The following is a 12,896-nucleotide window of genomic DNA, read 5'->3' on the forward strand; positions in this document are numbered from 1 at the left end:
TTTAAAATATCTGATGTGGTCTAGGATTTATTACATCAAAGTACAATCTTGAGTGAACTCATCCTCTTTATCCTCTTCTTCAGTAATATCACTAATACCAGGTAGATTTTGCCAAAATGAAAAACCTGTACCCCATGAGCTAGTACTAAGCACGTTGCTATTATTGCTAGTCAAGCTATTTGATGATGAGCTTGTACCTCCAAACTGAGGCAAGTTGCTTACCCCAGGCCTTTGGAAAATTGTTTCTAGATTCCCCAACTGAGGAAATGACGCGGTTATCTCCGAAAACGCACTCCCTAAATCAACAATCATCGGTAGAAATATTGCCATAATCTGAGAGGGGGTAATTTTTAAATCATTAATGCCAAAAGCAACTAATTTATTTAATGACTTATTTGTATTAGCTGTTTCACCTTCTTTAGCTCCCAAACGAAGGGGGTCTGTAGCTTCTCTTTCTTTGGATACCAGCAGCATTAATTGTACAAACTCACGTTGTTTGTCAGGCGTTAAATTATTAATTCTTTGATTAAATAAAGCAAATAAACTAGTAAAAGGCTTTATTATTTTAATGCCAATATTAGAGGCAATATTCACAATATTTTCTGGAATAATTATTGTTCCTAAATTATCGGGACTTATGTTGAGTGACTCCATTAAACTCTTTAATCCCTCTTGCTTTTCAAGGCCTTCTTCTAAAGTATTCTGCAATGCATTTGGGGAGTTTTTAGAAATAAAATAGCCAAATTTTATTGCTTCAATGAAAAAATCAACAAGCTGTATTCTATTGTCTTTTATCTCATTTTCTTTTGCTGATTTTCTTGATTTGGACTGCGATCTATAGGTGCTATATGGCAATAAACTTTGGCGGTAACTATCTAAGTTTTTAAGTGTGGAGTCGAAAATTGAAGGCCACAGGGGAACAGGAATTTTGGGTAGGAGAATAGCATTAATCTTCATCGATTTTGCTATTAAATTTAAGTCAAGTTCTCCCTTGGAGAACGATTGAAACAGTGTTTTTATAAATACAGCACCTAAAGGAACACCTAGCTTATAAAACAGCAAGTTAGTTTCAATACGCTCATCCATAAATGCTTTTTCATACATTGTTGTGCCATCAGATAACACAGTATTTAAAGAAATTTTTCCTCTTTTTAAAAGTTTTCCAATTGTTCTTGCGTTATCGTCTTGGATGCATTTCTCAATAAAAGTTAAGGGGATATCAGTTAAATAAGTATAATAAGGTTCAGCGTCCTCATCCTCTCCATTTTTCAAACATTCTAAGCAGAAAGCACCTAGTTTATTTCTTGAGGTTAAAAACAAGCCCAAGCAATCAAATTGATTTTTCTCTTTTATAAAATTCGATCCAAAAAAGGTCTTTTCTAATTCAGTTAAAGATGCTTTTAGTTCCTTTGCTGTATCAGGGGATAAGGTTGGTTTTTTAGTTAATAATTTCACATTACTAACTAAGTCTTTCCATCGGGTAACTGCTGGGTTAGGCAGCCTTACCAGGTTTGCCTGCAAAGGAGTTTCTTCATCTTGATCTGAGGATGTTTTTCTTGGAGAAGTTGGCTCTTGTGGTGTCTGTTGCGCTGATGTCAGAAGCTCTCTAACAAATTCCAATTGACCCGCATGTATTTTAATTAGGGCATCCAAACTCGCAGGATCGAGAGAGCAGCGTTTTAATTCCTCTAATTTTTCAATACATTTTGTTATTCCACTTACATAGGATTTACGTTTTATTTGGTTATCTAGGGTATTGTTCTCTAACTCTCTGAGCAATCCATTATATTCATTTTCCAATTTGGCTCGTTTTTCTTGTTCCTGTTCTCTTAGTTTTCTGATCAATTGAGAAACCGAATTAATTGCACATAGACTTATTAAGTTACTATCATTCCTATCATCAAAAAAGTTAGGTAAAGGCGAAACAGGTTTATTCTCTTTTTCATTGTAAAGCCATGCTTTGGGTTCCATAGCAAGCTCATCATTTTCGTTAAAATACACTCGAACTAAGACAGGTCCTAAGTGCAGGGTGACATGATAAGCACTCAAATATCCCTCATCGTGGCTTTTTTCACTAAAAATAGTGACATGGCCCTCTTTAATTGGATATTCCCTCCCTCTTATTTGTAATTTTGGATAGATGGGTAACTTAATTAAATAATAAGGATTGTTATAAATTCCTCCTTCTTTAAAAATTACGCTATAGACTTGTTCCTCGATTTTTAATTTTGATTGCGGATTATTTTGCAGAGGATTAAGAATATTGGCGAGGAGATAGAATAAAGGGTTTTGCATAATACGATCCTTATGTCATGAAAAGGCCGATGCTAACTACAAGTTAATGCGATGGGCGAGATTTTATCTATAGAATATTTAGTGATCCTTAAGTTGGTAGGAAAGTTTGGAATGGGGTATTCGCAAATGGAATAACTGACTAGTTATTATCCAATCGAGTATTTTCTTGCAAGATCAAATGCTCTGAGAAATTAGCTGCGCATAGCATTGCTGTTGCTTTAAGTTGAGCATATTCAACATTAGTCTCATTTTTATCAACCGATTCAATTTGTTTTAGCAAGGAAACAAAAGCTTTCCTCAGTGGTTCATTGAGCTCCTCAGGAAGTTCAGCCCTGCTTATCAGTTCAATATTGAGTTCAACTAAGATCTTTTCAAGCAATTTGGCAGCCCACTTACGGCAGTCAGATGATTTTGATTGATGAATAGCATGAAGTAAAAATGAGAGATCTAATTCGGGGTTTTTATATAGTTCACTGATCAAATAATCATGGAGGCTATTTTCAATTTGCGGGCGTATATACAAATTAGAATCCAACCAAGAGCTTACTATGGATATATAAGCGTTTTTTAGCTCATCGGTCAGTATGAGTAGTATATTGCCGAAACTGCTTGTAGCTAACCAAATCAGCATTTGAATCCTTTGTATCTCGTCAGGAATTTCGGATGCTTGCTTTGGTATTTCGCTGAATCCAGCATTCAGTAATTCGCAATAAAACTCTTTATGACGTTCTGTAGTCTCCTCATCAGATAAGGAGGTTACGACAGCTAATCCTCGAAGCAGTGAGAGAGGTAAGGGACGGAGGGCAATATCTTCTGCTTTATTAGCAGCGTTTTCTCTTTTCCAGGCATCAAAATCGTTTTTTAGTTTAGTCACATAAAGCGTTAGAGGATCAGGGTTAAGGTTGGTTCTTTGTGCATATAAGTGGAATAGGGAATGAGCATCACTAGCTACTTGCAGATTTTTATTATCTAAATAGCTAAAGATTATTCTCATGCAAAGATTAGCTTGTTCCTGATCCATAGCGTCTATGAAGTCAGCCAAATAGCTAAGGATATTGATAGGGGGATTATCAGTTGCCTGGGTTAATTTGTTAAGGAGCGCGTTGATAAAAGCCTTTCTTTGATCAGGGGTTATTTCTTTTGCGAGTGGTTTTAAACCAAACCTAAATACATCGTCTACTGTGATATTGCCTTGCTCAAAATGCCTAAGTATTTTGTCAGCATATTCAATTTTCTTCTCCTTACTCATTCTAGGGATAAAGTATGAAAGACTTTTTATTAGGTCGCTTGGGCTGCTGTTTGCTTCATCCAAATTTTGAATCAGCTTAGAGGTATAGGCATTGATTTGAGGGGCTGACATATTGGTTATGAACGCATTTCGAACCATGGCTGTCATTGAATTAATAGTTAGAGGGGTAGGTCTACTACCTAAAGTAATTACAGTGTTTCCCCTAGCAAGATCTTCTCTTAAAAGCAGATCCATAGATGCGGCTACGTCTTCATCCTTCATTGAATCAGTCAAAACGGAAAGTACTTGAAGTGAGAGAAGATGTGTTTTCGTCATCCACTGTGAGTAATCTTTTTTAATAGCTAAAACTTGTTCGACAAGATGCGTTTTCAGCTCGGCATTCATCCCTTGGGCAAAGGAAGGAAGATGTTCCAGGGCAGCTCTATAATCATCACTGATGTAATCTTGCTCCTCCTCATCACATTGGGCATATCGATCTACAACGGTTTTAAGCATCTCACAACAGGATTCTAACTGGGCATCACCTGCATAAGATATGAGTTGACTAAGAACTCCTATTTTGAACTGATTTAATTGACTTAAATCACTACTGTAACTAGTAATTAGCCGATTAATACAAGCCTCACGCTTGTCACTAACCATTTCAGACATGAAGGCAGAGATCAAGACTGAAGTCTGACCGGGTAAAGGAATAATAAGTTCCCAGTGTTCAATGCATTTTTGAGTGACTAACTGTCTTTTTTCTTGAGACATTCTATCCGATAAATAAGAGAGATCTCGTAAGAGCTTGTTAATCGTTTTTTTATCTTGATCTGCTTCAGCCTGAGGAAATTGCTTGAGGAACTCATCTGCATAAGAATCAAATTGCGCTGTTGTTATTAACTTTGCCAGATCAGAAAAATCATCGTTCAGCTCCTCTATCCTAAAAAATGTATTGCTCATCTTATCTAGGAACAAAGCAATTTGCTCCTTACTTTGCCCGTCGCTCATTTTAAACGAACAGTCTTGCAGCAGCTGTAATGCAAGATGACGAGAAAATCCATAACTATCTAGTTTAGTAAATACAAGATTGGCGAAACGGTTTTTCTGCTCTTCGCTCATAATTGGAATTAGTGGGGCTAAGTCGAGAATTTTTGATGATTCATTAAAGTGTGTAAAGAAAAACTCAAAAATTTCATCGGGGACTCCAGCAAGAACTACCTTGTTTTTCTTAGCAATAAGCGCTAATCCCCATAGTGGGGGTATACCTAAGAATGGAAGTGCTTTTAATAGGGTTTGAATATCGGGAATACGGGCAGGCAGCGATTTAGCACTAAGCGAGCTCCATTGTTTCAATAGCGCTGTTTGATGTTTAATAGCTTCGGCATCCCTTTTTAGAAATAGTGCAGTTGTTAGCTGAGAGGCAAGTTGCCTATCTGAGCTAGTTAACTCTACTAAGGTTCTTGTTGGCAGACTGAGATAGTATTCTCTTGGTAGATTAAAAAAATTTGCACCCATTATTTTGTTCCTCTACAAGGTCAAAAATGTAACCAAGTAATTAATTATAGATCAATGAAGTTTGGCTCAATTGATTTTTCCTACTACATCGCAGATCTGAATGGTACTCTTAGCCGAGAGAAATATAAGGGGTTTTAGCCGTGGATAAAAATTCTATTTATTTTAAAGCTGTTCTGGAATCAACCTTAATCTTTAAAATAAAAGGGACTGCAAAATCCTTATTCGATATCTGGGTGGAACAAGCCAAGCAGCGATATTCTAATTATTTATTCCAGGCGCAAGATGAGTCTCTAGTCGATGACCTAATAACTGCTTTTGCTAAAGGCTTGGAGTTTGTCTGGAGGAATGAGAACAAGGCTAAACGCGCTATGCCAGAATGGTCTGTGAGCGTTTTTTTAGATATCGTCTCTACTACTCTAAATACTCATTGGTCTCAAGAATACATTTATAAACAAACTCATGAGTATAAAGAGTTATGCTTTCTTAAAATTCTCTCCCAATTTCTGAAAGTTGATGCAATTACCTTAAAAAAAATAGAGTCTCTTTATAGACATATGATGAAGAAAGAAAAAAACATTATAGAGCGCGACGTCGAACAGCAAGCTAAGATTATTGACCTGAATCAATTTAAAAAAAATAAAAAATCTGATGTTGTTTTTAAAAAAAATATAACTGACTATTTGGATTCAATCTATTACGAAAAACATTTCCTTATCTTTGGCGATATCCTTAAAAATAAATCTAGCTTTGTGTTGGCGGATTTCTTTAACAATGATGAGATAGAAAATCTTATTGAAACTGTTGGTAATGACTAATGAAATTGTTTGATTCTGTTCGGGTTTCTGTGAATGTTGTTGCAAAACCGTAGCCTTGATGCAGCGCAGCGAAATCCGGGAACAGTGATCCGATTTCCCGGATTTCGCTTAAAGATCAATAACAACTAACGGTAACTGTCGGAAAACTATTGTTAATTGGTCCTGAGTTATTAGATATAGTGCAATTCTGTCCATCAGGGTACTCGACTATAGTGATGTTATAACTAGTATCGTTTGTTAGGGAACTAGGCATAACGAGATTAGTACTACCATTATCAGTATTAGTCAGTGGCAAATTATCCTGAATAGTTTCACCCAGCGAATTTTTGAATGTATTTTGTAAAATCAACGTTCCATCATTAATACCTGTAACAGTGACCGGTATTGTATTCAAAGAACCGTAATTACCCACTGTTAGATCAGAGATCTCATGAATATTCGTGTTTCCTCCGGTTGCTGCGCCATAGCCAAGATATACCTGATCTGGAATCGTAGTTATTCCGTTTTGATTTGGGGTTAAAGAGACAGTAGCAGTTGGTACAGCTTGACCATTAATAAACACCGTGACACAGGCACCTGAGGAAATATCCTTAGTTGCTTTCGGTTTTTTACTACTAAGGCTTGGTGAGCATTGGCCAGGAGCAATATCTACCCTATATACATTACGGCCCAGAGTATAATCGCTGATACTTTGCCGACCTATTGTGGGAGTACAGTTAGGGTTTGAGCCTGGGCAATATAAGAATGATGATTGTTTTACAGGCACATTAAGCAAAGCAAGACCTGAATATGATGGGGGAGAACCAGGGGTATAAACTACAGGTCCTCTTATACCAACACTATTAGGGATTGGAGTTCCATAAGGAGCCGGATTCCCACTATTTGAGAAATTACCCATTTCATCGAAACCAATCGCAATGAAACCGTGCTTAATTCCTTCATTATTAAATTCAAAGGCATCACCATAGCCTAAGCCACCGCCATAAGGGCCAAGATGATCAGGTATGGAGTTGTCATTTGTTCCATCAAGTAAAAAGAAGGAAAATCCATCTGCGCCAGTTCCGCCATAGGCATAGGCCGTAAATTGAATTGAAAGGCCATTGCTCATGTCAAATAAGGGCTGGAGTACAATACCGCCTTCTTCACTATCTTGAGTAGTGTCAGTGAGTCGTAAGGCACCTGATCCTTGATTATCTGGACCGGTCGACCCGCTATACCAACCATCAGTTCCTGTGCAAGCGCCCAGTGCCATAGATCCTGGCAGTGGTATTAGAGTAGATGCTGTTAAGCAAGCAGAATTAGCAGTCTGTGCCCCACCTGTATAGGGCTTTGGTAAAATCCAATACAATTGCGTGGTTGGGTCTCTAAAGGACTCGGTGTAGGGTAAATTTACCGTACAGGTTAGATCGACTTTAGCATTTTGGCCCTCAAGAGTTCCTGAAATGCTTGTTTGTCCATTACTAAATACACAGTTTTGTCCATCAGGTTGCGATCCTGTAATTGTTATAGTGTAAGCAGAACCACTGAGTTGCTCTGGAAAAGTGAAAGTGGGTTGGGGGGTATCCGAACTAGGAGTCAATTCTTTAGTAACAGGTGGGTGTAGACTTTCATTCTGGACTGAAATTGACTCGCCAATATTAAGGCCTGAAACAGTACCGCCTACGTAGTAGCTATTAATGGTTGCACTAAAGGAAACCGAGCAAGGTTCAGTAATAGCGCCGGTGGTGTAGTGATCACTATTCCAGGAACCAGCCGGACAAGTTCCACCCACTGTTGATGAAAGCGTATAACCGATATTAGCAGTGACAGTGAATGTAGTTGTGCCATTATAGTTTACAGATTGTGGACTATCAGGTGTAAAAACTTCATTGTTATCGCCACTAGGCGTTACAGTGTAGCTACTAATGGTTGCACTAAAGGAAACCGAGCAAGGTCCAGTGATAGCGCCGGTGGTGTAGCTATTGCCACTCCAGGAACCAGCAGGGCAAGTGCCACCCACAGTTTGATCAACAGAATAGCCGGTAGTGGGGGTGACAGTGAAAGAGGTTGTGCCATTATAGTTCACTGATTGCGGGCTATTAGGAGTAAAAACTTCATTGCCATCACCACTAGGCGTTACGGGGTAGCTATTAATGGTTGCGCTAAAGGAAACCGAACAAGGTTCAGTGATAGCGCCGGTGGTGTAGCTATTGCCACTCCAGGAACCAGTTGGGCAAGTGCCACCCACAGTTTGTGAAAGGGTATAACCGGTACTAGCAGTGACAGTGAAAGAGGTTGTGCCATTATAGTTTACAGATTGCGGACTATCAGGGGTAAAAACTTCATTGCCATCGCCACTAGGTGTTACGGGGTAGCTATTAATGGTTGAACTAAAAGAAACCGCACAATTACTCGTTACATTACCTGTGGTGTAGGTATTGCCTACTAAAGTACCGTTACAAGTATCATTGGCTATCGCGGCACTATAACCTGTTGCAACATTTAGGGTGACCTGGCCTGTTGTATTGTAATCAACAGTCTGTGACGCAGGATTGACCGTAACATTGTCATCCCCTGAGGCAGTGACTGTATAGGTATCAATAGTGGAACTAAAGGAAACCGCGCAATTACTCGTCACATTACCTGTGGTGTAGGTATTGCCTACTAAAGTACCGTTACAAGTATCATTGGCTATCGCAGCACTATAGCCGGTTGTAACGTTTAGGGTGACCTGGCCTGTTGTATTGTAATCAACAGTCTGTGACGCAGGATTGACTGTAACATTGTCATCCCCAGAGGCAGTGACTGTATAGGTATCAATAGTTGAACTAAAGGAAACCGAGCAATTACTCGTTACATTACCTGTGGTGTAGGTATTGCCTACTAAAGTACCGTTACAAGTATCATTGGCTATCGCAGCACTATAGCCGGTTGTAACCTTTAGGGTGACCTGGCCTGTTGTATTGTAATCAACAGTCTGTGACGCAGGATTGACCGTAACATTGTCATCCCCAGAGGCAGTGACTGTATAGGTATCAATAGTTGAACTAAAGGAAACCGCACAATTACTCGTCACGTTGCCTGTGGTGTAGGTATTGCCTACTAAAGTACCGTTACAAGTATCATTGGCTATCGCAGCACTATAGCCGGTTGTGACGTTTAGGGTGACCTGGCCTGTTGTATTGTAATCAACAGTCTGTGACGCAGGATTGACTGTAACATTGTCATCCCCTGAGGCAGTGACTGTATAGGTATCTATAGTGGAACTAAAGGAAACCGCGCAATTACTCGTTACGTTGCCTGTGGTGTAGGTATTGCCTACTAAAGTACCGTTACAAGTATCATTGGCTATCGCAGCACTATAGCCGGTTGCAACCTTTAGGGTGACCTGGCCTGTTGTATTGTAATCAACAGTCTGTGATGTCGGGTTTACCGTAACATTGTCATCCCCAGAGGCAGTGACTGTATAGGTATCGATAGTGGAACTAAAGGAAACCGCACAATTACTCGTTACGTTGCCTGTGGTGTAGGTATTGCCTACTAAAGTACCGTTGCAAGTATCATTGGCTATCGCGGCACTATAGCCGGTTGTAACGTTTAGGGTGACCTGGCCTGTTGTATTGTAATCAACAGTCTGTGACGCAGGATTGACCGTAACATTGTCATCCCCTGAGGCAGTGACTGTATAGGTATCAATAGTTGAACTAAAGGAAACCGCGCAATTACTCGTTACGTTGCCTGTGGTGTAGGTATTGCCTACTAAAGTACCGTTACAAGTATCATTGGCTATTGCAGCACTATAGCCGGTTGTAACGTTTAGGGTAATCTGGCCTGTTGTATTGTAATCAACCGTCTGTGACGCAGGATTGACCGTAACATTGTCATCCCCAGAGGCAGTGACTGTATAGGTATCGATAGTGGAACTAAAGGAAACCGCACAATTACTCGTTACGTTGCCTGTGGTGTAGGTATTGCCTACTAAAGTACCGTTACAAGTATCATTGGCTATTGCAGCACTATAGCCTGTTGCAACATTTAGTGTGACCTGGCCTGTTGTATTGTAATCAACAGTCTGTGACGCAGGATTGACTGTAACATTGTCATCCCCAGAGGCAGTGACTGTATAGGTATCAATAGTTGAACTAAAGGAAACCGAGCAAGGACCCGTAATAGTGCCTGTAGTGTAGGTATTGCCTACTAAGGAACCTCCGCAACTATCACTGGCTATCGCGGCACTATAACCTGTTGCAGGAGTAACTGCGATCTGAGCTGTTGCACCATAATCGATATTCTGTGTCGCAGGACTAACTGTGACATGGTCATCTCCTGCCGCAGTGACAGGATAGGTATTGATAGTCGCTGTAAATACAACATTACACTCAGAAAAAATGGGGCCGGTAGTATATTGATTTCCAGACAACGTACCTGGTGTACAGCTCCCGCTCGGCTGATTTAGTGTATAGCCGGTATTCGCTGTTACATTAAACACCAGCGGTTGGCCATAGGTTGCAGTCTGCGAACTAGGTGAGATTGTCTCATTACCATCACTAGTGGTGGTCACATTATAGGTATTAGCTGTTGCACTAAAGTTAACCGAGCAGCTAGCCGTAATAGCACCGGTAGTATATTGATCGCCAACCATGGAGCCCGCTGGGCAGTCACCAGTGACAGCCTGGAGAGTATAGCCAGCCTTTGCGATGACTTCGAAATCTATTGCGTTGCTATAGTCCACATTTACTGGAAAGTTAGGCGAAAATTCTACATTGCCATCACCGTTGGGGGTAACAGTCAGGGAATCAATGGTTGCACTAAACTGTACTGAACAAGTTGTAGTGATGGGGCCTGTGGTATACACATTACCATTCCAAGAACCAGCCGGACAGCTACCGGTGACTGCTTGGAGGTTAAAGTTAGGATTGGCAGTGACTGTAAAGGAAGCTGTTTCATTGTACCCTACAGTCTGTGGGCTAGAGGGTGAAATAGATTCATTACCATCAGTGTAGGGTGTGACTGTGCTTGATTGCATAACCTTAGCGGTTTTTGTGCTGGTTATATTCGATTCATTAGAAGCCATTACTTCTTGGTTCAAAAAAAATGACAAAATCGCAGCCATGCCTAATCGAACAATATTCATGCACATCCTCCTGCTTAAAAGCGATGCTAAAATTCTCTAATATTTAGCGTTGAACTTATTTAGAATCATTTCTAAATTTTCTTTCTTGGCAATTAAAAACCATCTTAGGGTTCACTATCCGAACCAGGTGGTTTTCTTGATGCCAAAAAACTGCTGGCAATTATAAGACATTTTGAATAAACCTAATATAGCTGCTTCACAAATTTTTAATCCAATTAATTTGGTGATTTTATTGCGTACTCCATGAGTTAACTCAATGATTATTAAGAAAAATAATTATAAATATTATTGTTTTTTGTCAGGGAATTTTAAAAAATAAATTTCATACATCTATGAAATAATGGAGTTATTTAATTCTTAAATTTTTGCACTAAGAGTTAATTTTTATCGGGAAAAATACTCGGTTACTAGTGGAAAATATAGGCTATTTCTTTTTACAGCCTGGGGATCTAAGAAAACCCTCAGGCTGAAAAATCCATAGCCATCAGGCTAAGCTTCCAATGCCTACGTACCGCGGCTTGTCCGCGGTATCTAGGAGTTCAGAGTGACCTGTTCGCATCCAGCTGGATGCCGCGGACAAGCCGCGGCACGTAGGAAATTGGTGCAGAAAATGAACAGAAATCCTTAGCCTGACGGCCATGGGCTGAGAAGCCTAGCAAATTACTAAGAATGCTTTTGATCTGCGCGCACCGTTACAGGAAAATCATTTTCTGGCGCCACAGAGGTATTTTTAAGGTTCTCTATCACATGTGCAGTATCATGAAGCTTTGATGTATCGGCATTCAAATGCCAATATCCCAATCTTGCAAAGGGTGAGAGAGTTTTTTCTGCAGTTGATGTTGGTAATATGCTATTGATCAAAGCAGCGGTTACAGAGGGAGCGATGTAGGTATAAGAGGTGCCCAGGTAGTGACTGTTAAGGTGCCAGCCGGATAGACTGCAGTTATGGCGCTTTTTATTTGAGCGCACAGCCTAGTGAACCGCTCTGCCTGATCGGACTCAGGATATTCGAAGTCAAGCTCCACTCCTGTAAATTTTCCTTGCCCTAAATTAGGAAGAACCATAGTTGTCAAATCGTTTATAAAGGTTGGCCATAACTCTTCATGATCAAGAAAATAAGGGAGTTTCTGACCTGAGCCATCAGCTGTGGTCAGGGATATATTGGCAATCACATCAGGATTTTTTGCTAGGCCATGTAAAAAGTCATGTAGCCGATGACCAAAGGTAGGAAAGTTTGATGCAGATTTTTCAGGTGTCAAATGGCCAGCTTTGGTATCCATATCCCAGCCGCGAAAATTCAGGTATTTTGCCCCAGCTTTCATGCAGGTTACAAAATCAATGACAGAATCGCCTGAGCCTCGGACATAACCACCCACTGCAACATGCTGGCTGTACAAGGTTGTACAAGAAAATGCCTGGAGTAGGGTAATTACAGGGATAACATGGCGAGCTTTTTATTGAACAAAAACATAATACAACTCCATAAAGTGAACAATCCAGACACTTTGTATCATTTATATTGGGTTCAGTCAAAAACACTTAGCATTGTTGAAAAATGGTTTAACTGTGGGTTAAAGAAAGAGAAATGATAGTGGATAGTATTTAAAAGTTGTATGTAGTGAGCGGTTTTGCAACGGTTTGTTCTTCTAAGTGGATTCCTCAGGACGTAGATTAGGCTTCTTAGAATCTCTAAGCATGCACACACTACCACCAATCTGGCTTCCTCTCTTTCCGCTATTAGCCGTGCAAAACCAACTCCCTATGATTCTAAGATACTCCTTTGTTTGGTTTTAATCAATGCACAATGTCTCAATTAGGTGCAAGAAATTGGCTTGTTTTTGTTTAGGATAATTACATCCATTCGGGCTGAGAGCCCCAGCCTCTTTGGGGCAAACATCGATAAAGACCACGTCATCCCGAACGGAGT

The 12,896-nt window shown here is 40.0% G+C and carries 5 protein-coding genes; 1 reads left to right on the plus strand and 4 read right to left on the minus strand.

The annotated features are described in order from the left end of the window. Positions 1–30: 30 nt before the first annotated feature. Together BN1094_RS07130 and BN1094_RS07135 are read right to left on the minus strand one after the other, a co-directional pair. Positions 31–2,295, minus strand: a complete 2,265-nt coding sequence (locus BN1094_RS07130; protein ID WP_043873568.1) for a hypothetical protein — start codon at positions 2,293–2,295, stop codon at positions 31–33. Positions 2,296–2,434: 139 nt separating this feature from the next. Continuing rightward, on the minus strand, positions 2,435–5,041 hold the full coding sequence (locus BN1094_RS07135) for a hypothetical protein (protein ID WP_043873569.1): 2,607 nt from the start codon (positions 5,039–5,041) through the stop codon (positions 2,435–2,437). Between the two features lie 140 nt (positions 5,042–5,181). Here BN1094_RS07135 and BN1094_RS07140 point away from each other — a divergent pair, with 140 nt between their 5' ends. After that, positions 5,182–5,856: a hypothetical protein gene (locus BN1094_RS07140; RefSeq protein WP_043873570.1), complete on the plus strand. Its 675-nt coding sequence runs from the start codon at positions 5,182–5,184 to the stop codon at positions 5,854–5,856. 115 nt (positions 5,857–5,971) lie between these two features. Here the strand turns inward: BN1094_RS07140 and BN1094_RS07145 are convergent, their stop codons facing one another. Next, a complete protein-coding gene (locus tag BN1094_RS07145; RefSeq protein WP_043873571.1) occupies positions 5,972–10,969 on the minus strand; it encodes a hypothetical protein in 4,998 nt (1,665 codons plus the stop codon). Between the two features lie 869 nt (positions 10,970–11,838). Next, the gene (locus tag BN1094_RS07150) at positions 11,839–12,345 is read right to left on the minus strand and encodes a glycoside hydrolase family 18 protein (RefSeq protein ID WP_043873572.1); all 507 of its coding nucleotides are present in this window, start codon (positions 12,343–12,345) and stop codon (positions 11,839–11,841) included. Positions 12,346–12,896 lie beyond the last annotated feature (551 nt).

Origin of the sequence: Legionella massiliensis (genome assembly GCF_000756815.1) — a bacterium.
Taxonomy (GTDB): domain Bacteria; phylum Pseudomonadota; class Gammaproteobacteria; order Legionellales; family Legionellaceae; genus Tatlockia; species Tatlockia massiliensis.